This window comes from Streptomyces sp. MJM8645 (genome assembly GCF_001625365.1).
GTDB lineage: Bacteria > Actinomycetota > Actinomycetes > Streptomycetales > Streptomycetaceae > Kitasatospora.
In genome coordinates, this window is record NZ_LJJF01000004.1 from 90,354 (window position 1) to 109,270 (window position 18,917).

The window sequence follows — 18,917 nt, forward strand, 5'->3', positions numbered from 1 at the left end:
CGGGCCCGGTCGCCGGGAGCGGACGCACTGCTGCGCCCCGGCGGGTGACCGGGGCGCAGCAGGGGTGGTGGTCGGGTTGTTGTCCCGATCGGGCTATGTCCGGTCTTCGGTGGTGAACTTGCCGCAGGCGACGGTGAGTTCTTCGTAGTCGTGCTGGAGAACCCCGGTGTCGATGTGCTCGGCCCGGTACTGGGAGCAGCGGGTGCAGATCACCCGGTCGGGGCTGGTGAGTGGGCGGAAGTCCGATGTGCAGCTCGTGCGGTAGTCGGGGGTGCTCTCGTCGTCGGAGGGGTGGGTGTGCTCGCTCTTCCAGTGCAGGCACTCGGCGCACAGCGGCTTGTCGGTGTCGGTGGGGGTGGCGGTGTGTTCCTGGGCGTCGGGGCCGGGGCCGGTGGTGTAGCGGACGGCGCAGTTGTGCAGCAGGACCGCTTGGCCGCCGTCGTCGAGGCTGTCGGCCAGGAGTCGGCGCAGCCGCATCGCGGAGACCTCCGCCGCGACGGTGGCGTTGGGGATGCCGGGGGTGATCGTGTAGGCGGGGCACCCGGTGTGCTGGGCGATGGTGTCGTAGGTGATCTCGTCGAGCAGGTTCACGGTGGTGTCCAGGGGTTAGAACGAGGCGACGGTGATGGTGGTGGCCAGACGGGCGCCCCGGTGGGCGCGGGCGGCCGTGTGAGAGAGGACGGAGGACGCGGATGCGTTCGCCCAGCCGCACGCGCAGGTGACGGTGATGTGGCCGGTGGTGCCGTCGACCGTGCTGGTGGTGTCGTGCTCGTGTAGGGCCAGGAGGAGGTGCCCGAGGAACGTCACCTCGACGGGCGCGTCCATCGTGCCGGGGGTGGCGATGAGGCCCCGTTCCAGGAGCACGGCCGTCTGCTTCGGCCCAATGATGGTGGCCTCCAGAGCGATGCGCGGGCGGCCGGATCGGTCGACTCGGCAGGCCGTCTCGCTGCTGTCGCGGATCTGCCGCAGGTCGTCGGTGGCGCTGGCGGAGCGGCGGAGCCGCGCGGCCGGTTCGATCACGGCGGTCAGCGAGGGCGCACCCTTCCGATCGACGCAGCGCAGGGTGAGCCGGCCGTTGCGGTACAGCTCGATGCCGAGTTGGTTGTGGGCGACGTGGTCGACCAGTTCACGGGTGGCGGGGTCGGTCAGCGGCCTGGTCTGCGGGCGCTGGGCGGGGCCGTGGCGAGTGATGGTCTCGTGGAAGGCGGGGGCTGGCTGCGGCTGCTCGATGGTGGTGCACTGGCAGGCGCAGGGGCAGCGGCCGCAGGTGGGGCAGGCCGGGGCGTTGTCGTCGCACCAGCAGATGCACAGGCCGGTGCGGTCGCATACGCAGGCGGTGGGTGGTTCCGCCTCCGGCCGGTCGAGGCAGGCGAGCAGCGCGGCGGCCCCGCTGATGCTGCGATCGGCGAGGCTTAGGTCGTGGCGGCCGTCCGGGTGGACGGTCAGGTCACAGTCGGGCTGGTCGTCGAACTGGCACAGGTCGTAGGTTCCGGGGGTGAGGTAGCGGACGCTGCTGGGGTCCGGGTTGTCGCCGTAACCGTGGTCGTGGTGTGCGTGCGCGGTGTCCTCGAAGAAGACGGCGCAGAGCCGGGCGGCGGTGGCCGCGTCGACGCCGATGAAGTCGACCGTGGCGTCCAGGCCGGCGTGCACGATGATCGTGCCGCTGTGCTCGCCGGTGTCCCATGTCGCCACAGTGCGGGTCGGGGTGGAGCGGGCGGGGTCTGCGGTGAGGCCGGGGCGGTAGGTCGTGAGCAGCGCGAGGGCTTCGGCGCTGGTGGCACGTAGTGCGGCGTTCAGGCGGGCGTCGGGCGCGGCCGGGGTGGTGGTCATCGGGTGCTCTCCGGGGCGTGGTGGATGGCGACGAGGTGTACGGCTTCGGCGGTGAAGTCGCGGGGGTTGGAGATCATCACCGGGAGGTCGGCGAGGGTGGAGTAGCCGGGGATGATCCGGCAGCGCTGCACGCGGAGCTTGGGGTCGTCGCCGACCCGGTAGATGGCCCGGACCTTGTAGGGCTCGTCCTGGGCGTGGGTGTCGGCGAGCGCGGTGGTCGCGGCGTTGATGACGTGGGTGTTCATGCTGGTGGTCTCTCTGCTGTGCGGGCCGGGCGCCCGGTCCGGGGCGGGATCGCCTCATCGGCGGGGCCGGGGCGCTCGGCATGGGTGTACGGGGGCGCCGGGGGTTGCGTCGCGCCCCGGAGGCGGGCCTGGTGCTGCGCCCTGCCGGGTCGGGCGGGGCGCAGCACCGGCGGGGGTCAGAGGGCGGCGGTTTCCTCTTCGGTGAGGTACCAGCCGTTGTTCATGTAGTGGCGCTGGGAGGCCGGGCTGCGGAAGTCGATCGGGTTGAGCGGGAGCCCGCAGACCAGTCGTTCGAGGTTGGCGACGGTGAGCGCCTGTCCGGGGTACGGGAGGATCAGGACCGGTTCGTCGGCGGGCCACGGGCCGCAGGAGTGCCAGGGGTCGGCGCTGGTGAGGACGACGGTGCCCTCGGGGCCCTGCACTTCGTCGAGGCCGCACACGCCGCAGCCGCAGTTCGGGTCGTACGGCGCGGGGAGGGCGACGTAGGCGCCGCCGTGGAAGTAGTCGGCGATCGGCATGCGGCGGCCGCCGGCGGGCTGGAATGCGGAGACGATCAGGTCGCCGGTCTTGACCTGGTCGGCGCGGACGACGCGCAGCAGTTCGCAGGTGAGCGCGGGCCTGGCGAGCGTGTACTCGGTGGTCTTGGTGACGATGACCTGGTGGAAGTCGACGGGGTGGATGCTCACGGTGGATGGGTCCTCAGCGGTTGGGGGGTGCCCCGCCTTTGGGGCGGGGCACCCGGGGCGGGGCTGGCTCAGTTGGTCGTCGCGAGCGGGCCGTAGAGGGCCGGGTGCTCGGGGAGGTCCCATCCGTGCGGCTGGTGGTTGCGCAGGATCGGGTTGAGCCAGTCGGGCCGGTTGTCGGGCTGGCGGCTGAGGAGGTCGAGGTAGACGCGTTCGCCGGCGGCGTCGAGGGCGACGAGGTTGGCGGTGAGCTTGTAGGTCCCGTGGTGCTGCCCGTCGTAGGTGAGGCTGAGCGTGAGCGGGGAGGCGGGGCCGTCCGTGGTGGTGACGGGGCCGAACTCGCTGACGTCGAGCAGCAGCTTGTAGGTCTGGACCTTGATCTTGGGCGTGGGCATGCGGGTGTCCTTTTCGGTGGTGTGGGGTGCTCTCCCCAACGAGCACAACTGTAACATCGACAATAATTAACCGTCTAGGTTCCGGCCCCGGCTGGCGCCCCACCCCTCGGGGCGCCAGCCGGCGGCCGCGCTCACCTGAGGTCGAAGGTCAGATCGGGGTCCACGTCATCGTCGTCCTCGATCGGCGCGACGCCGACCAGCGCCCCCAGAGCGTCCCGCAGGGGCTGGAAGTCGCGGAGGTCGATGGTCATCCAGGCGGACCCGCCGCACCGGAACCGGACCTTCGAACGATCGTAGGCAAGCCAGCCTGCCGGGCCACCCACCCGTTCTGCCGGTATGTCGACCTCGCTCACCGGCACCCCGGCGACCTCGACGCCCTTCAACGCGTCGCGCATGGCCGCCTTCACGTCGTCGAGGTAGTGCGCTTCCAGCTTCTCCGAGATGAGGCAGCGAAGCTGGAGCAGCGTCAGAGCGGGAAGGTTGTCCAGCCCGGAGGTGCTGATGCCCGAGCCAGCCGGGCCGGGGTCGCCGGTCAGGCCGAGGAGGCATCCGTCCCCCCGCTCGGGCTGGTGGTACTCCAGCACACGGGCGGCGATGTACGAGCGCACGCCGTCGGGTGCGTGGCGCGCGGCCGCCATGGCCTGCTGCGCCCACGCGTGGGGCTGGAGTTCGTCGAACGGACCGGAGTCGAGGACGTGGAAGCGGACGAGCGGTTCGGTGTCGCTGTGCGTGTGGTGGCGCCAGTGGATCGGGTTGCCGTCGACGAACACCCGGATGTTCGTCTCGCCCGCATCGTCGTCCTGGTCGAAGACGACATCGATGCGCGGGACCGCCGAGGGGTCCGGGCCGGGGTTGGCGATGTGGGCGCCGACCGGGGCCAGGCATTCGACCAGGACGGCGAGTTCAGACGGCAGCAGGCACGCGGCCAGGCTGGCGAGATCGGACGGCAGGGCAGTGGACATGGCGATACTCCTCGGCGTGGTGGGTGGTCAGAACAGCGGGTTGTCGGGCGCCGGGACCGACCGGGGCTTGGGCGGGGCGGCCGCCGGCCGGGGCGGGACGGACGTGCCGAACAGGGCCTCGGTGCCGAAGTCGTCGGCGACGGCGGGCACCGGGCGGGCGACGGCCGTCGCGGTGAACAGCGGCGGCGCAACGTCGGCGTCGAAGTCGGCGGGCTGCATGCGCGTCCAGTCCGGCACGGTGAGCTCCTTCGGTTCAGCGGGTGTGGGCGGTACAGGGGCATCGGCCGGGAGCAGCGCGTTGCTCGTGCACGGCAATGCGGGTGCGGGGCGTGGTCACACGCTCGACCGGGCCTCCGACGCGCCACGGGCCGGGGCCGGCGGCGGGGAGGGTGAGGACGGCACCGTGGAGGAAGTGGCGGCGGCCGATCCACCGGCTGTTCGCGGTCTCGCTGGTGGCGACCAGCATCAGACCGCCGTCGCGGTATTCAACGACCGCACCGGGCCTGACTTCGTTGGCCGGGGTCATGGCGGGCGTCCTTTCACTGGGGCGTTCGGTGCTCTCCGAACGGGGCGGCGCAGGGTGGAGGGTGCTGCGCCGTGGGGCGTTGTGTCGCGTCGACGGGGGCCCGGAGCTGTCGGGCCGGGCCCCCGAGCGGGTCAGAGGTCGATCGCCAGCGAGCTGCCCAGGGTTCCTTCGGCGGCGAGTGGCCGGGGTCAGCAGTTCGCGGCGGGCGGGTAGTCGTCGGGGTCGGGGGCCTGATCGGTGGCGTAGAGGTGGTGAACGATCGCGGCAGCCTTGGCGGGGGTGGGGGCGTTGACGCCGTAGGACTCGAAGCCCTGGTTGAGGAGGGCGATGGTCAGGGCGTCGCTGGCGGTGGCGCAGGCGGGTTCCGGCAGGACACGGGCGACGGTCATGGTGCCGGTGGGGCCGATGTGGATGGCGACGCGCATGGGCTGGTCGGTGAGCGGGGCCGGGGCGATGAGGACGGCGACGGCGAGCAGGCGCAGCAGCACGAGGGGTTTCTCCCTGGTTGGGGCGGGGCCGGGCGGTGATCGGTTCCGGGGTGGCGTTCGGCGGGCGGGTCAGGCGGTGAGGGCGTGCGCGGGGCGCAGCGGGCCGCCGGCGATCCGGTCGAACGCGTCGATCGCGTCGCGGTTCTGGCGGTTCTTCGCGGGCCGGTAGATGGCCAGAAGGTCGTCAACCTGCTGGTGGGTGTAGAGGGTGACGTCCTGGGGGCGGGGGCCCTTGGGGGTGGGGATGATCCGGGTGAGGACTCCGGCGGAGAGCAGGCCGAGTTTGTTGGCCTTGCGGGTGGCGGCGCCGTTGTAGCGGTGGGCGTGGTCGGGGTGCATGCCGCGTGCGATCAGGTGGGTGGAGAGGGATCGCACCCCGTTGGTGGCGACGGCCTTGATGGCGCGTCGGGCTTCGCGTAGGTGGCGCAGTCGGCGGCGAAGGCGGGCCTTGCGGGTGGGTTCGGGCGTGGTGGTGCTGCGCATCGGAGGTGTCCTTTCGGTGGTGGCGGGGGCTCTCCCGCCGGGGCCGGTGGTGACCGGCCGGTGTGGTTCCCACCGTAGGGCCCCAACGCCATAACTGCAACATCGGAAATGAATCTCATCAAACTTGGCCGATGGTCTTGCGCTGACCATTTTCGTTGTTACAGTTGCGGCAGTGGCGGGGCAGCTCCCGCCGAACCGAAAGGACACCCATGCCCACGACGCAGCAGACCGCCGACCGCAACCTCGAACACGCCGTCAGCGAGGCCCGCGCCCACCTCGACTACGCAGTCACTCAGCTGGTCCTCGACCGCTTCCCCGGCGGCATCGTCAACCCATACGAGGGCCCGATCGCCGGCCGCGTCTGCCTCCAGTGGGAAGGCCCCGGCCGCTCCCTGGAGACCGTCATCACCAACGGCCACGACGTGTGGATCAGCACCGTCCTGCCCGAAGAGGACGCCGACACCCTGGTGAACGCAGCACTCGACCCCGACCCCCGGCGCTACGAGAGCCCCAGCAGCCCGAGCGGCCGCACCGGCAGCATCACCGACGCCCACCCCGGCCACATCCACTTCATCAGCCACGAGGACGGCACCCCCGCCGCCCACCACGTCCTCCGGCTCAACAACGGCACCGCACGCGTCAGCCTCGAACGCGTTCCGCTGGACCGCACGCTGCTCGCGCTCACCACCCTGCACACCTGGCTCACCTCGACCAGGCTGCCCGCCACCGCCAGCTGACCAACCCCGCTGCGCCCTGGGGCGGCATCGGCCCCGGGGCGCAGCCCCACCGCTGGGACAGCACCCGGCACCACCGGAAGGACACCCGAATGCGTGACCAGCTCCACCCCGCGACCGCTCAGATCCTGGCCGCCCAGCACGCCGCCGGCCTTCCGGCCGTCGTGGCACCGGCGGACGGCGGCGGCGACCAGGTCTTCGTCCAGGGCCCGGGCATCACCTACGCGCTCATCGACTGCGACGAGGTTTTCCCCGAGAAGGGCGAGAAGCTGGAAGCCCTGCACTGCCAGCTGTACGCCCCCGATGAAGACGACGACGTGATCGTCGTCTTCCACCGCTGCACCGACCCCGCGTGCGGGCAGCCCGAGTGCGGCGAAGGCGCGTCGTTGGACCCTGCGCCGCTGGCGGCCGCGCTCGCCGACGCCCTCAACTCCCGGCGGCCGGCCTACATCCCGAACAGCGCCCGCTTCTTCAATGACGAGGGCCTGCGGTACAGCGCCTACTTCAACCCGGTCGAGCACGAGGTCACGATCAGGCGGGACAAGCGCTCCGGCATCTCCGATCCGTTCGACACGGACCCGGCCACCACGCTCGCCGAAGCCGAAGACGTGGTGCGTGGACTCGGGTATGCGCGGGCCACGGAGTGGGCGGGTCCGGACGTCCACAGCGGCCTGTACTGCTACCTGCACTGCCACCTGCTGCGCCCGCTCGCGTAGGCCGCTGCCGGATTCGCCATCCCCCGAACTGCCTCGCGCGTGCGCGTGCGCGCGTTGAGGCGGTCGCAAAAGTCGCAAAAAGCACAGCTACTTCACAACTTGGAGGTCTTCATGTTCGATCCGGATGCAGTGGTGGTCGCCGGTCCGGTGGTCCGGCCGGGGGTTCGCCTGGCGACGAAGCTTCTGGCGGAGAAGGGCCAGTTCCCCGTGTGGCGGGAGGGCGGCCGGCCGGGGTTCTCGGTGGCCTCGGTGAGGCCGGGTAGCGAGGTGGAGGGCGCGACGGTGCGGGTGTGGTGGCACCGGCTGCCGTCGCCGTCCGAGGATCAGGCGGTGGTGGTCGCGGAACGGTTGGCGATGACGGAACAGCTGCGGCGGTTCCTGGTGGCGAACCGGTACGCGGTGCGCTACTCCCCCGACCGGTCGACGCTGCTGCTGCTCAGCACGGTGGAACAGCGGGTCGAAGACGGGAAAGCCCGGCACCGGGAGACAGGGGTGATCACCAAGGCGGACCGCAGCGTCCTGCCGGTTCCGATGCCGGTCCTGGACGGCCGTTGGGACTTCGGCGTGTGGAACATGAGCGAGGCCAGCTTGGGGGGGTACGTGCTGGCGCAGCACGTTGCGGAGGCCGTGGGGTCGGCCAGCCGGCGGCGTGTCCCGGTGGTGGTCGGCGGCGACGGCTCGCTGTGGCTCGGGGAGAGGCAGCTGTACCGGCGTCAGGCCGGCGAACCGGAGGCGGAGCAGTGGACGCCGTACGCGGTGCCGAATGAGTTCCTGGACCTGCGGCGAGAGCACGCGGACGTGGCCCGGCAGTGCGCGCGGGCGCTGATGTCGAACCGTGGAACGCGGTGGCGGGCGGTGGTCACCCTGCCCGGCGGGGGCGTGGAGGCCGACCAGGTGCTGGACCGGAAGTGGGCGGCCTTGGAGGTGGAGGTCCTGCTGTCGTTCGACTTCGCCCGAGTGGAGGCGAACGGAGTCGGTGCGATCCGGTCGTGGCGTCTCGGGGGCGGCCTGATCACGTGGACGCCGGAGGAGTAACCCTCCTCGCGGCGAAGGGCGTTGTGATGCACGCCACCCTGTTCGGATAATCATTTTCGATGTTACAGTTATGGGGCGTCGGGGAGAGCACTCCGGCGCCCCACCGAAAGGACACCCGCACCATGACCGTGAGCCTGACCAAGCCGAACGCCCCGCTCTACCAGGTCGAAGCACCCTTCGGCCTGATCGACCTCGCCCGCGCCGCATCGGCCACCCTCGGGCCCGCGTGGGCCGCCGGCGAGCAGCACGGCGCCGCGTTCCTCGCCCACCCCTCCGGCATCCGGATGCACATCGAGGGCAACCCCGAGGAGGAGCGCGACTCCGGCATGGTGAGCATCGACGTCGCCGCCGGCGGCGAGCCGACCGGAGAGTGGCTGCTCCGGCGCTTCGAGCCGAACGAGGACGAGGACGAGAGCCCGGTGGTCCTGTGGACGCCGTTGGAGGCGGCCGGCCGGGAGCTCGCGGAGATCGCCCGCACCGCGCTGGCGAGCGCCACCCGGGCCGTGAGCCTGCCCGGCGCGTTCGCCGAGTGGCTGAGCGGCACCGGTGCGATCCTCGGCGACGACGACGTGGACCCGATGTGCAAGGCGCTGCGCCTGGCATACGAGAACAGCGAGGAGGTCACCCGGGGCCGGGCACGGTCGGTGGTCGTCACCGGGAGCCCGAACGTGATGCGCATGATCGCCGAGTACGCGACCAACTTCCTCAACATCGCCGGGGGCGGGGAGGCGTCTCGGGCCGAAGTCGACGGGGCGGGCAAGACCCTCGACCGGGTCAGGGCCGCGCTGGACAGCCTCGCCAGCAAGCCCGACCACGACCCGACCCGGACGACGCCCGGCGAGCCGGACCGGGCCCTTCCCGGGGTCGTGGGCCGGATCGGGCAGCCTGAGCCCGCCTTCCAGCCGCTGGCCGTTGCGGACCCGATCCCCGCCGGGAGCACCGTCTACGACGCCATGCCGGGGCGTCAGCTCAGCCCGAACGCGCTGTGGCCCGTCCCCGCTGAACTGCCCTTCGGCGACTTCCTCATCGAGGTGCGCAACGGCCTGCGCTGGGAGCAGCCGGCCGCCGACGAGCCGCAGATGATTCCCCGGGGCCGGGTGCTGGGCATCGTGCGCGAGCAGATGAGGCAGCAGCCGTTCACCAGGGCGGCGGTGACCGAGACCGGGGCTGTCTACATCTCCACCGGCGCGCTGGCCGCGCGCTACCTGCCGCTGCACCCGTACCGGCCCGGCGACGGCCGTCCGGCCGGGCCGGAGGACGCCACCGCCGTGGCCTACCTGGTGGACCACCCGCACCCCCGGGAGGACAGTCGGGTGTTGCGGTCCGGCGCCTGGTTCTCCGCCGAGCTGGGCCGCGTGATCCGCGAGTACGGCGCCGCGGCCGCGTTGGAGCCGGACGGCTCGATCCGCTTGACGTTCCCGTACGGCGTCGCCGTCGAACCGCGCCCGGTGCTGCTGGCGACGCCGGCCGATGCAGAAGGCCACGCGCCGTGCGAGCACTGCGGCCTGTGGGCCCGCGAGCACCACCGCTGCGGCTCCCACCACTGCGGCGCCTTCCTCCCCGCCAGCTGACCGGCCGTCGACCACCCGGGGTGCCCCGCCCGTTCGGGGCACCCCGAATCACCTGATCTTGAAAGGACCCACTGATGTACCGCACCGAGAGCTACGTGCCGGCCCGCTACGTCCTGACCTGCCAGATGGGCGTGATCGTCACCGACCACCCGAAGGAGTGCGACCGGCTGGGCGGACAGGTCATCGTCGTCCCCGACGTCACCGTGACCCATGTCGGGGCGGGGTGGCAGTGCTGGTCCGATGGCGTCACCACCTCGGGCCTGTGGGCCGGTGTCCGCCCGCCGTCCCGGCTCGCGCCGCCCGCCGTCGCCGGCCGGGTGCACAGCAGCGAGTTCCTCGCCGAGGCGTACCTGACGAAGGGGTGGACGCACACGCCGACGCCAGAGGACGCCCCGCCCGTCGACGGCCTGCGGGCCGCTCTGCTGCACAACGGCGCGCACCGTGAGCTCGTACGCGCCGTCCGGGTCCACGACGAGGACGTTGCGGACAACGCGGAACACTGCGACCGGTACTGGTCGAGCGTCGACAAGTACGTGTACGGCGACTGCACCGTGTACGTGGCCACCGCCGGCACCCGCCGCGTCGACCAGGACGACCCCCGGCTGGAAACCAGCAGCCTCGTGTTCCCCAGCACCGCTGAGGCCGTCGAGTGGGCGCGGGAGGAAGCCCGCTACCTCGTCGGCTGAACCTCCCGTCGACACGAACCCGCCGCGGGGAGAGCACTCCGCCCGCCGAAAGGACACCCACTGATGAACTGCCCCTTTTTGCTTCGAAGTTCGGGCTCCACCGTGCTTCACCTGCCTTCGCCCGGCCGTGGCCCCACGGTGTCGCTGTGCGGGCGCACCACGCTCGGCCCGGCCGGGGCGCTCGGCGCCCGGGACTCGGTGTGCCGCCGCTGTCCGAAGTCCCGCACCGCCCACGCGGTGCTGCTCGCGCTCGCCGACCGCACCCTGATCCAGACGTCCGGCGGCAAGGACAGCCTGGCGGCCGCGATCGTCGTCATGGACGCGGCGCAGCAGAGCGGCACCGTCGACCGGGTGATGATGGTCCACGCCGACCTCGGGGAAGCCGAATGGCCGGGCACCCGTGAACTGGTCGAGCGGCACGCCGCGTTCTTCGGCGTCCCGCTGACCGTCCGCGCCCGGGCCGGCGGCTTCATCGGCATGGTCGAGGCCCGCGGCATGTTTCCCGACGCCAAGCGGCGCCTGTGCACCTCCTCGCTCAAGCGCGACGTCCTGGCTGTGGTGTTCACCGAGGTGACCGTCGACCTCGGGGACCTTGGCCGTCCCGCGCTGCTGCTGACGGTGATGGGCTTCCGGGCGGAGGAGTCGCCGGCCCGTGCGAAGCGGGAGCTGCTGTCGATCGACCGGCGCGCGAGCAGCGGCAAGCGGATCGTCCTGCAGTGGAATCCGGTGCACGCGTACAGCACGGCGAAGGTGTGGCGCAGCATCGCGGCGGCCGGCGCCGAGTACCACCCCGCCTACGACATGGGCATGCCGCGCCTGAGCTGCACGTTCTGCATCCTCGCCGGGTTCGAGGACCTGGTGCGCGCCGCCCGGCTGCGCCTGGCCCTGGCCGCCCGGTACGTCGCCCTGGAGGCCGCTGTGCGGCACCGGATCAAGCCGGACGTGTCGATGGCGGAGGTGTACGAGGAAGCGGTCCGCCGCGGCCCTCTCACCGACTGGCAGATCGGCGATGTCCTCGCCCAGTACGTCAGCCAGTTGGCCGCCGACACCTACCGCGGCCGCTACACCCTGGCCGCCTGACCCTGACCCTGACCCTGACCCTCCCGGCCGGTCGGCAGTCACACTGCCAGCCGGCCTGGCTCCGAGAGGAACCCATCGTGATCTCCGCTCTCAACGCCAGCCGCAGGATCGCCAAGTATCTTGGCGACGCCTGGTGGGCCGAATCCATATTGGACCCGCGCGGTGCCCTGTTGTACGGCCCGAATGATCTGACCATCTTCGTCGAGACCTCCGAATCCGGCTCCGTCAACCTGCGGCCCCAGCTGAACAGCGACCGGGTGTGGCCTGGCGTAGAGGGGCACTTCGGCCGCTTTGAAGGCACGCTCGACGACTTGCCCGCGCTCGCCGAGAAGGTAGGAGGCACCCTGGCACCCGCCTGGGTAGACCGCGACGCCCGCCTGGCCGCCCGAACCGAGCAAGCGAAGTCCGAGCTCGCCGACCTTCTCGCCCAGATCGGGGCCATAGTCGGCGACCACCGGGTGGCTGTTGGCTCCCGGCCGGGCGCTGGGTGGGTGAAGTGGCCGACCGGGGTTGCCTACGTCCGCGCGAACGGAGACGGCACCGCCGCGGTGAACGTCACCGCGGAGGAGCTTGACGGCCCGACGGCCCTGCGGATGCTTGCCGCGATGTCCCTGCCGGCCGACAACGAGCCCGAGCCGACCGCGAAGCGCTACCCCCTGCGCTCTTCGCTCGACTGAGTACGTCGGTCTTTCTCTGCAGCGCCGGGGACGTCTACCGCCGCCGCAACTACCTGGTCTGACATCCCGTCTGCGGCCGACCGCGCCCCGGTCGGCCGCCCTTCACCGTCGAGTTCCCAAAGTACCCAGGAAGGGCCATGAGCTCTCAATTCGGACCGCCCATCGACCTCAGCGACTTGCAGGCCTTCGTACGAACGGACCTGCGCCCCCGCTGCTCGGTGTTCGTCGGCCGCGTCTCCACCAAGGACGGAACCCAGAACCCCGCGTCGTCCATACCCCGGCAGGTCAGACTCGCCTCCGAACGCCTGGAGGCCGGCGAGGAGTTCGTCGCGTACTTCTGGGACGTTGAAAGCGGAATGTTGGCTCCGGAGCTCCGGGGCCTCGGGCCGCAGGCGATGTACGACGCACTCAACGTACCGACCCCCAGGGACGGAGGACTCCAGGACCTGGTGGACCGGGCCGGTGACCTGGGCATCACCCACGCCCTGGCCGAGCGCTCCGACCGTGTGGCACGCGCCATGCTGACGAGCCTCAGCGTGGAACACGAGCTGCAGAAGGCCGGGGTAGAGGTGGTGTACGCCAACGAACCGGTCGGCGGCACCGAATCCGGACGGCTGCGCACCCGCCGCTACGGCCAGGTCGACGCGGAGCTCTACCGGACGGCGATGATGGAGATGTCGATGGGCGGCCAGGTCCAGCACGCCATCGCCGGGTGGAACCATGGCGCGCCGCCCTACCCGTACGTCGCGGTGGTCGACCTGGACGCCCCGGTACCGGAGAAGGGGCGGTTGGGCGTAGCGCGGGAGAAGAAGAAGTTGGCCCCCCATCCGGACCTGCGTCGGTTCGATGCGGCCCGCGAGCTGTGCCGGCTGCGCCGGGAGGAGCACCTGAAGGCGGCGGACATCATCGCGATCCTGGAGGCGGAACCCGACCGGTACCCGATGATCGACCGCCGGTGGACGCACTCCTTGGTCGAGGGCCTGATAGCCAACCCCAAGTTGAGCGGCTACCAGGTCTACAACAGGAAGGCGTCCCGTACCGGCAAGGCCGGCTTCTCCCGGTGGAACGCGATCTCGGAGTGGGTGTGGTCGCCGGAGATCGTGCACGAGCCGGTGGTCAGCCTGCTGGAGTGGAAGCAGGCCCAGCAGGTCACCGCGGGCCTGCGTGCGGGTGCGGGGGCGGGCGGTCCGCTGCTGCGTATCCGTGCCGCGGCCCGCCGGTTGGGGCTCACCGTCACCATGGTCAGCAGCAGCGGAACACACACGCTGTACCAGATCGGCAGCCGGAAAGTGGTCTTGCCCACCCCCATCCCGGATGCGCTCGTACAGCAGGTCATCGACGGCATGGGGAGCACGACGTGACCGAGACCATCGAGTGCCGGGCCACCCGGCGCGGCCGGGAGTGGACGGTGCACGTCCCCGAGCACGGCGTGTATAGCCACGGCAAGACGCTGACGAAGGTGGGCGAGAACACCCAGGCAGGACTTGCCCTCGTGGGCGTGACCGCCGAGGTAATGATCACCCCGGTGACGCCGGAGCTGGAGAAGGTCCGGGCTACCAAGGCCGCCCACGCGGCGGCAGTGAGTGAGGCCGTCGTAGCCCTGGCCTTGCGGCGGGCAACGACGCGTGACATCGCCCTGGCGGTGGGAGTGCCGGCCGCCCAGGTGAAGCGGCTCCTTGCGGAGCGTTCTTCGGCGTCGAGGTTCGTGCCGGCTGGTGAGCCGGACGCGCCGGAGGAGACTGGGCCTGTGGGGATCGAGGCCGCGCCGGTATGACTTTCCGGGGTTCGCCTCGGTCGGGACGACTTCCGCCATGAAGTGCAAGGAGCCCTGGGCGTCTCGCCCAGGGCTCCTTGCATGTGGCCGGTGGTGCGCGGTGGCCTGTCGGTCGGCGGCTCTGGCGCGTGTGGGTTCAGGCGATGAGCATGTAGACGCCGCCGGCGACGATGGTACCGAGAACGGCGCCCGTGATGGTCTGGGAGACGGTGTGCTCGCGGACGGTGACACGGGCCCAGCCGAGCAGCGCGACGAAGACGAATCCGAGGAGCCACCACGGGTTGTAGGCCTGGGCGAGCATCGCGAAGGAGCCGGCGGTGACGGCGGCGTGGACGGAGATCTTGTACTTGGCCAGGACGGTGATGGGCCACACGGCGGTGATGGTGGCCCACATGGCGGCGGTCATCGCGATGAGCGGGCGCGGGGCGCTGGTGGCGGCCTGGAGTGCCAGGCCGGCGGCGACGGAGCCGCTGATGACTGGCAGGACGGTGATGCGGCGTACGCGGTCGGTCAGGTGGCGGTCGGCCCAGGTGCCGTTGCCCTCGATGTACACGATGTAGATCATCGGGATGACCGCGGCGAAGGCGATCGCGATGGCTGCCCAGCCAAGGCCGGGCCAGCCGTAGAGGCCGCAGCCGATCGCCAGGCTGACCGCGACGATGGTGTTCTTCGGGTCTGCCCAGTCGCTGAGTCGGCGGCCGAGGAGTGCCAGGGGGCGCGGGGTGTCGGTGGTGGTGGTCATCTGCTCGTTTTGTTGTAGGCGCGGGCGACGTTCTTCGCCCATCGGATGTCGCTGGAGGGTGCTCGGAGTGCCTGGCTGATGGGACTGCGGCCGGAGATCTGAACGTCGACCGTGTGCCGGCGCAGGGCGGCCCGGGCCATGATCGCATCGGTGGTGGCGTCCTGGCTCGCGGCGCCGATACCGAGGTTCAGGAAGGCGTCACGAATCGCGAAGGCATTGTGGGCGACGTCGATGGTCCGGTCACCCCAGACGAAGAGCTCACGCAGTCGGGACCGGCGCTCACCGAGGTTGAGGTTCGGGAACTCGGTGACGACCGCCGACCAGAGGGGATGAAGGACCCACATGGTGTGCTGGTCTCGGACATAGCGGACCAGGCCGCGCACGGGCGGCAGGATCAGGCCGATGATGATCAGCAAGATCGACGTTGCGACGGTGCCGTCGAACAGGGCGTCCAACATCGGGTTGTGGGCGAGCCCGGTGCCGAGGACGGTGTAGGGGAGCCGTTCGGCGACGTAGAGGGCGCCGAGGGCGCAGCCGACGGTGAGGAAGGTGACGCCGGCCCTGACGATTCCTCGGGGGATGGCGCGACGGGCGCTGGCGAAGGTCTTGGCGCCGAGCGCCATGGCGGTACCGAGGTAGGCATAGAAGATCGCCTGGTAGATCACGACGGGTGGTTCGCCCTGGTGGATATCCAGAAGGAAGTTCGGGTCCGGGACGGGATCGCGGGGAAGTGCGAAGAAGAACAGCAGCGTCATGGTCGCGGCGGCGACGGCGGCCAGGGGAAGGTTGGGGCGGGCGCGTCCGCGGGGCCCTCGGCCGTGGACTGCGTAGAGGTAGTCCAGGAGGAAGGCGATGCTGGCGATTCCGAGCAGGTGCTTCGCCAGCACCGACGAACCGGTTACCGCGTGGTGCAGCTGCATCTTGATGGCGCCGGTGCCCAGGGCCAGTCCGAGGGTGCCGATGGTGATGCACAGGGACCGGGCGGCGCGCCCAGAACGGATGGCGGCTGGCAGGCGCCACAGGGCGATGACGACCAGGGCGGCGGGGATGAAGTGGTAGAGGACTCCGCTCATGCCGCCTTCCTCCAGCCGAGAACCTTGCGCACGGGGAAGGTGAGGGTGCGAAAGACGTTGCGGGCCTGGCGGGTGGTGCCTTCGTCGGAGCCGATGGCTTCTGCGAGCAGCAGTGCCATCATCTCGGCCTCGGCCTCCTGAATGCTGTCGTAGCCGTTGCGGGTGAGCAGGACGGACGCGACGAGTTCGGGGCTGAGGTCGGGGAAGATCGACAGGAGGATGTCCTCCTGGACGAGGCACTGGTGTTCCCAGACAATGTGGCCGATCTCGTGAAGGATGATCAGCGTCTGGTGGGCCAGGCTGGTGTTCTGCTTGTAGAAGATGACGTCGACGTGGGGCAGCTTCACCCACAGGCCGGTCGGGGTCTCCGGGCTGGCGTCTTCCGGGAGCGGCTCCAGAGCGATGGGGCGTCCCCGGTGAGCTTCGAGCGCCTTGACGAAGTCTTCGATGTTGAAGGGGTCGGGGATGGGCAGATCAGGGAGCAGTGCTTCGCACCGTCTGCGGATCCCTCGTGGAACAGGCATCTCGAACCTTTGCGTTCGCGCGGCGGTGCCGGCTGGCTGCTGGTGCGCGCTTCATGGACAGGTTCGAAATTTAAACACATCTTGACTGAGGCATTCCGAAAATATTACTCTCCGTGACCTTTGGGGGCCCTGGCGGCGGCCTCTTCCTCTAGCTCCACCATCCTGCGGGCCATGCCGACCAGGATGTCGAAGTTGGCCGGCTTGAGCCCCATGGCCCGCTGGAGGATGCCGAGGCCAGAGTCTCCGCCTTCCACCGCGCCGGAGGTGCCGCGGAGCCTGGCGAGGGAGTTGAGCCCGTCGAGCTGCCGGTCGATGGCGGAGGTGTCGTCGGAGGTGAAATAGGAGGCACCGTTGGCCAGGCCGAAGAGCCGGCCGAGGGCATCCAGGGTGACCACGGTCGGGTTGGTGGGGGTGTTGTTGGCACCGTAGCCGCGCTTGAGGTAGCGCAGCTGGGTCTCGGACAGGACGCCGTCAGATCGCTCCGCGAGTTCGGGGATGCCGACCGGGGCCTGCGGCGGGGTCTTGCTGGCGCGCCGGACGTTCTCCACCTCGATGAGGTGGTTCAGCCTTTGGGCGATCTTTTGCGCCCGCAGACCGGTGGAGGTGGGTGCCGATTCGCTCACAGAGAGTACCGCTTTCTGCTATTCACAACGGCTCCAACTATACCGTCAGTCATTAAAGTGAGCTCACTTGATTATGCACACTCAACTATTTTATTGGCGCTGAGCTGGGCGGATGTGGTTGGGTCCAAGCCTGCCGCACTATAGTGAGGCAGTCAGGGGGGTTACGCCGGGTGTACGAATCGACCGGGGGTACCGACATGCCCACGCGTTCGCTCCGGAGGGGGAGATTGCATTGCCGCAGTACAGCCACACCACCGGCCGGCCCGGTTCACTGCTTGCGCAGGAACATGCCGTCGCCGCGCGTGACCACTCGCCCCGAGCGACGCCCATGGCGGACCGCGGATGCCAGCGACACCCCGTCAACCCGGTAGGAGTCACCACAGCGGGTGACCGTCGCCCCCTGGTCGCCAACCGCCTGGGCCGCGTCCGCCGGCGTCAGCCATCGGTCAACCGGCAGGCGCACGAGCAAACCCTGAGCCGGGGACGGGGCGCGACCCGCCATCGGTTCAACCACGCCGCCACTCCTCCTTCGCAGTGAGGCCGAAGAAGCTCTCGGCCGACCGGCCACCACAGCCGGCCGGTCGACCATAACTGTAACTTCGAGAATAGACAACGCTCGAACGTGTGGTCGAATCTCTGTGTTTGATCCCTTGCCACTCAAGACCAAGGGCGGTCCTTGATCGTGCTCCTGTCCACCCCCCAGCCCGCTGAACAAGGCTCCGACGACCTCGACGAGATCGAGCGGTGCGCCCGGGCCGCAGCCGAGGCCACCAGCGCGGAGGGCCGGAAGGCCGCTTTGAGCACCCTGTACGCGGCGTTGCGTGACCCGGTGATCCGCGACATCCGGGCCCGCGTGGACAGCATGGCCACCGCCGAGGACCTCGCCCAGGAGACCTGGGTCCGGGTGGCCCGCTCCATCGGCCAGTACGCCAGTCGCCCTGGCCGCTCCAGCGGCTTCGTCCCGTGGCTGTTCACGATCTCGCGGAACCTGGTGGTCGACCACTACCGCGCGGCCGGCCGCCGTACCCAGGAGATCTTGAGCGCGACCCCGGTGGCGGCAGACGTGCCCTCGGAGGACGAGAGCCCCGAGCGCCTGGCCGAACGCCGCGAAGTCGCCTCCGCGCTGAAGCAGTACTTGGCGAAGCTGCCCGAGCGCCAGCGCGAAGCCGTGTACCTTCGGGTGTGCGTCGGTCTGAACACCGCCCAGACCGCGCAGGTGCTGAGCACCCGACTGCGCCCGACATCTGAGGGCGCTGTGCGTGTACTGCTCAACCGCGGCCTGCGTAAACTCTCCAAGATCCTGCCGGCGGACGAGGTGGCTCACAAGCTGGCCGAACCTCCTCTTGCACCTGCTCTTCTCGCCGAGGAGAGTGCTGCGGGTGACGTGATCAGGGTGTAGCAAGACGAGATTGGACTGCGGGATGCGACGCGCACATGTCGACCGGCTCTGCCGGGCCCTCGGTGGGGACGGCGCCGGCGTTCATGACCGGCCAACTCGGCGCGCCGTTACGGCCGCTCACGCGCTCCACCCAGCCGAGCCGCTGAGCGAAGCGGCCTACCAGGACGGTTTGGACGCCATGTTCGCCGCCGTCGACGAGACCTTCCAGGCTGATGCTCCGTTGGAGGTCGAAGCGGGCCAGGGCTTCGGTATTGCCGAGGAACTGTGCACGGTGCCCGCAGAGGTGGGTGTCACCCAGGTCGATGGCATGCGTGTCGTGGCCGCCCGGTCCGTCGAGCCCCTGAGCGATGACGACCTGGCCAAGATCGCTGCGCAAGCCGCCGCTTTCATGGCTGAGCGCCGCAACGTCGCTGCTCACGATAGGTAGACATGCAACTGCGTCACCCGATGGTCGTCGAGTCGTCGAGGATCGACGCTGACGCCACGCTGATCATCGACGGTGACCAGCCTCTCGTCGTCATCCGGCCTGCCCAGACGTTCGACTCGGCGGTTCTCGCCGTCCAGGGCGCGCTGCAGGCCGACTTCCCCCATCTTCACCCGGACCAGATCCGGGCGATGGTCCGCAAGGCGCTACCGAACCTGCCGACCATGAACCGGCTCATCGGCGTCGA

27 protein-coding genes are annotated in these 18,917 nt (G+C 70.3%); 10 read left to right on the forward strand and 17 right to left on the reverse strand.

Annotation, left to right across the window (positions count from 1 at the left end):
- Window positions 1-93 precede the first annotated feature (93 nt).
- The 10 genes from A6F73_RS38400 to A6F73_RS38445 all read right to left on the reverse strand — a co-directional run bounded on the left by A6F73_RS38400 (window position 94) and on the right by A6F73_RS38445 (window position 5,612).
- On the reverse strand, window positions 94-591 hold the full coding sequence (locus A6F73_RS38400; protein WP_063353098.1) for a hypothetical protein: 498 nt from the start codon (window positions 589-591) through the stop codon (window positions 94-96).
- Between the two features lie 15 nt (window positions 592-606).
- On the reverse strand, window positions 607-1,830 hold the full coding sequence (locus tag A6F73_RS38405; RefSeq protein ID WP_063353099.1) for a hypothetical protein: 1,224 nt from the start codon (window positions 1,828-1,830) through the stop codon (window positions 607-609).
- Complete coding sequence (locus A6F73_RS38410; protein WP_063353100.1) at window positions 1,827-2,075, reverse strand: hypothetical protein; 249 nt, start codon at window positions 2,073-2,075, stop codon at window positions 1,827-1,829. The genes A6F73_RS38405 and A6F73_RS38410 overlap by 4 nt, the downstream gene beginning before the upstream one ends.
- Before the next feature lie 176 nt (window positions 2,076-2,251).
- Window positions 2,252-2,761 (reverse strand): hypothetical protein, encoded by a 510-nt coding sequence (locus tag A6F73_RS38415; protein WP_063353101.1) that lies wholly within the window; start codon window positions 2,759-2,761, stop codon window positions 2,252-2,254.
- A 68-nt stretch (window positions 2,762-2,829) separates the two neighbouring features.
- Window positions 2,830-3,153 (reverse strand): hypothetical protein, encoded by a 324-nt coding sequence (locus tag A6F73_RS38420; RefSeq protein ID WP_063353102.1) that lies wholly within the window; start codon window positions 3,151-3,153, stop codon window positions 2,830-2,832.
- Between the two features lie 131 nt (window positions 3,154-3,284).
- On the reverse strand, window positions 3,285-4,115 hold the full coding sequence (locus A6F73_RS38425; RefSeq protein ID WP_063353103.1) for a hypothetical protein: 831 nt from the start codon (window positions 4,113-4,115) through the stop codon (window positions 3,285-3,287).
- Between the two features lie 27 nt (window positions 4,116-4,142).
- The gene (locus tag A6F73_RS38430; protein WP_063353104.1) at window positions 4,143-4,352 is read right to left on the reverse strand and encodes a hypothetical protein; all 210 of its coding nucleotides are present in this window, start codon (window positions 4,350-4,352) and stop codon (window positions 4,143-4,145) included.
- Between the two features lie 16 nt (window positions 4,353-4,368).
- The gene (locus A6F73_RS38435; protein ID WP_063353105.1) at window positions 4,369-4,641 is read right to left on the reverse strand and encodes a hypothetical protein; all 273 of its coding nucleotides are present in this window, start codon (window positions 4,639-4,641) and stop codon (window positions 4,369-4,371) included.
- Window positions 4,642-4,829: 188 nt separating this feature from the next.
- Entirely contained in the window at window positions 4,830-5,129 is a 300-nt protein-coding gene (locus A6F73_RS38440; RefSeq protein ID WP_063353106.1) for a hypothetical protein, read from the reverse strand.
- A gap of 69 nt (window positions 5,130-5,198) precedes the next feature.
- Window positions 5,199-5,612 (reverse strand): hypothetical protein, encoded by a 414-nt coding sequence (locus tag A6F73_RS38445; protein ID WP_063353107.1) that lies wholly within the window; start codon window positions 5,610-5,612, stop codon window positions 5,199-5,201.
- A gap of 209 nt (window positions 5,613-5,821) precedes the next feature.
- Between A6F73_RS38445 and A6F73_RS38450 the strand changes: the two genes are divergently transcribed.
- From A6F73_RS38450 to A6F73_RS38490, 9 genes are all read left to right on the forward strand, one after another.
- Window positions 5,822-6,349, forward strand: a complete 528-nt coding sequence (locus A6F73_RS38450; protein WP_063353108.1) for a hypothetical protein — start codon at window positions 5,822-5,824, stop codon at window positions 6,347-6,349.
- An 89-nt stretch (window positions 6,350-6,438) separates the two neighbouring features.
- Entirely contained in the window at window positions 6,439-7,062 is a 624-nt protein-coding gene (locus A6F73_RS38455) for a hypothetical protein (RefSeq protein WP_063353109.1), read from the forward strand.
- 39 nt (window positions 7,063-7,101) lie between these two features.
- The gene (locus A6F73_RS41175) at window positions 7,102-8,097 is read left to right on the forward strand and encodes a hypothetical protein (RefSeq protein WP_159398770.1); all 996 of its coding nucleotides are present in this window, start codon (window positions 7,102-7,104) and stop codon (window positions 8,095-8,097) included.
- A gap of 122 nt (window positions 8,098-8,219) precedes the next feature.
- Window positions 8,220-9,668 carry a hypothetical protein gene (locus A6F73_RS38465; protein WP_063353111.1) on the forward strand — a complete coding sequence of 483 codons (1,449 nt, stop codon included), beginning with the start codon at window positions 8,220-8,222 and terminating at the stop codon, window positions 9,666-9,668.
- Window positions 9,669-9,742: 74 nt separating this feature from the next.
- Window positions 9,743-10,354, forward strand: coding sequence for a hypothetical protein (locus tag A6F73_RS38470; protein WP_063353112.1), 612 nt, complete (start codon window positions 9,743-9,745; stop codon window positions 10,352-10,354).
- 102 nt (window positions 10,355-10,456) lie between these two features.
- A complete protein-coding gene (locus A6F73_RS38475) occupies window positions 10,457-11,434 on the forward strand; it encodes a phosphoadenosine phosphosulfate reductase family protein (RefSeq protein ID WP_244293887.1) in 978 nt (325 codons plus the stop codon).
- 77 nt (window positions 11,435-11,511) lie between these two features.
- On the forward strand, window positions 11,512-12,111 hold the full coding sequence (locus tag A6F73_RS38480; protein WP_063353114.1) for a hypothetical protein: 600 nt from the start codon (window positions 11,512-11,514) through the stop codon (window positions 12,109-12,111).
- A gap of 137 nt (window positions 12,112-12,248) precedes the next feature.
- On the forward strand, window positions 12,249-13,472 hold the full coding sequence (locus A6F73_RS38485; RefSeq protein ID WP_063353115.1) for a recombinase family protein: 1,224 nt from the start codon (window positions 12,249-12,251) through the stop codon (window positions 13,470-13,472).
- Window positions 13,469-13,885, forward strand: coding sequence for a hypothetical protein (locus tag A6F73_RS38490; RefSeq protein ID WP_063353116.1), 417 nt, complete (start codon window positions 13,469-13,471; stop codon window positions 13,883-13,885). The genes A6F73_RS38485 and A6F73_RS38490 overlap by 4 nt, the downstream gene beginning before the upstream one ends.
- Window positions 13,886-14,021: 136 nt before the next feature.
- Here A6F73_RS38490 and A6F73_RS38495 read toward each other — a convergent pair whose 3' ends face one another.
- The 5 genes from A6F73_RS38495 to A6F73_RS38515 all read right to left on the reverse strand — a co-directional run bounded on the left by A6F73_RS38495 (window position 14,022) and on the right by A6F73_RS38515 (window position 17,361).
- Complete coding sequence (locus tag A6F73_RS38495; protein WP_063353117.1) at window positions 14,022-14,627, reverse strand: hypothetical protein; 606 nt, start codon at window positions 14,625-14,627, stop codon at window positions 14,022-14,024.
- Window positions 14,624-15,700: a DUF6545 domain-containing protein gene (locus A6F73_RS38500; RefSeq protein WP_063353118.1), complete on the reverse strand. Its 1,077-nt coding sequence runs from the start codon at window positions 15,698-15,700 to the stop codon at window positions 14,624-14,626. The genes A6F73_RS38495 and A6F73_RS38500 overlap by 4 nt, the downstream gene beginning before the upstream one ends.
- Entirely contained in the window at window positions 15,697-16,224 is a 528-nt protein-coding gene (locus tag A6F73_RS38505) for a hypothetical protein (protein WP_159398771.1), read from the reverse strand. Before A6F73_RS38505 ends, A6F73_RS38500 begins: the two co-directional genes overlap by 4 nt.
- 104 nt (window positions 16,225-16,328) lie before the next feature.
- A complete protein-coding gene (locus A6F73_RS38510) occupies window positions 16,329-16,847 on the reverse strand; it encodes a hypothetical protein (protein ID WP_063353120.1) in 519 nt (172 codons plus the stop codon).
- Between the two features lie 268 nt (window positions 16,848-17,115).
- Complete coding sequence (locus A6F73_RS38515) at window positions 17,116-17,361, reverse strand: hypothetical protein (RefSeq protein WP_159398772.1); 246 nt, start codon at window positions 17,359-17,361, stop codon at window positions 17,116-17,118.
- A 168-nt stretch (window positions 17,362-17,529) separates the two neighbouring features.
- On the opposite strand from A6F73_RS38515, the gene A6F73_RS38520 reads away from it, so the two are divergent.
- A complete protein-coding gene (locus tag A6F73_RS38520; protein WP_244293890.1) occupies window positions 17,530-18,246 on the forward strand; it encodes an RNA polymerase sigma factor in 717 nt (238 codons plus the stop codon).
- Here A6F73_RS38520 and A6F73_RS42065 read toward each other — a convergent pair.
- Complete coding sequence (locus A6F73_RS42065; protein WP_159398773.1) at window positions 18,236-18,664, reverse strand: hypothetical protein; 429 nt, start codon at window positions 18,662-18,664, stop codon at window positions 18,236-18,238. The two genes, A6F73_RS38520 and A6F73_RS42065, sit on opposite strands and share 11 nt — an antisense overlap.
- Window positions 18,661-18,843: a hypothetical protein gene (locus tag A6F73_RS38530; protein ID WP_063353124.1), complete on the reverse strand. Its 183-nt coding sequence runs from the start codon at window positions 18,841-18,843 to the stop codon at window positions 18,661-18,663. Before A6F73_RS38530 ends, A6F73_RS42065 begins: the two co-directional genes overlap by 4 nt.
- Window positions 18,844-18,917 lie beyond the last annotated feature (74 nt).

What these genes read in the sequence shown, in the direction of transcription:
- A6F73_RS38435 (WP_063353105.1), bottom strand. Translation starts at nt 4,641, where the DNA reads ATGACCCCGGCCAACGAAGTCAGGCCCGGTGCGGTCGTTGAATACCGC.
- A6F73_RS38485 (WP_063353115.1), top strand. Translation starts at nt 12,249, where the DNA reads ATGAGCTCTCAATTCGGACCGCCCATCGACCTCAGCGACTTGCAGGCC.
- A6F73_RS38500 (WP_063353118.1), bottom strand. Translation starts at nt 15,700, where the DNA reads ATGAGCGGAGTCCTCTACCACTTCATCCCCGCCGCCCTGGTCGTCATC.
- A6F73_RS38495 (WP_063353117.1), bottom strand. Translation starts at nt 14,627, where the DNA reads ATGACCACCACCACCGACACCCCGCGCCCCCTGGCACTCCTCGGCCGC.
- A6F73_RS38420 (WP_063353102.1), bottom strand. Translation starts at nt 3,153, where the DNA reads ATGCCCACGCCCAAGATCAAGGTCCAGACCTACAAGCTGCTGCTCGAC.
- A6F73_RS38445 (WP_063353107.1), bottom strand. Translation starts at nt 5,612, where the DNA reads ATGCGCAGCACCACCACGCCCGAACCCACCCGCAAGGCCCGCCTTCGC.
- A6F73_RS38405 (WP_063353099.1), bottom strand. Translation starts at nt 1,830, where the DNA reads ATGACCACCACCCCGGCCGCGCCCGACGCCCGCCTGAACGCCGCACTA.
- A6F73_RS38425 (WP_063353103.1), bottom strand. Translation starts at nt 4,115, where the DNA reads ATGTCCACTGCCCTGCCGTCCGATCTCGCCAGCCTGGCCGCGTGCCTG.
- A6F73_RS38505 (WP_159398771.1), bottom strand. Translation starts at nt 16,224, where the DNA reads ATGCCTGTTCCACGAGGGATCCGCAGACGGTGCGAAGCACTGCTCCCT.
- A6F73_RS38465 (WP_063353111.1), top strand. Translation starts at nt 8,220, where the DNA reads ATGACCGTGAGCCTGACCAAGCCGAACGCCCCGCTCTACCAGGTCGAA.
- A6F73_RS38450 (WP_063353108.1), top strand. Translation starts at nt 5,822, where the DNA reads ATGCCCACGACGCAGCAGACCGCCGACCGCAACCTCGAACACGCCGTC.
- A6F73_RS38410 (WP_063353100.1), bottom strand. Translation starts at nt 2,075, where the DNA reads ATGAACACCCACGTCATCAACGCCGCGACCACCGCGCTCGCCGACACC.
- A6F73_RS38470 (WP_063353112.1), top strand. Translation starts at nt 9,743, where the DNA reads ATGTACCGCACCGAGAGCTACGTGCCGGCCCGCTACGTCCTGACCTGC.
- A6F73_RS38455 (WP_063353109.1), top strand. Translation starts at nt 6,439, where the DNA reads ATGCGTGACCAGCTCCACCCCGCGACCGCTCAGATCCTGGCCGCCCAG.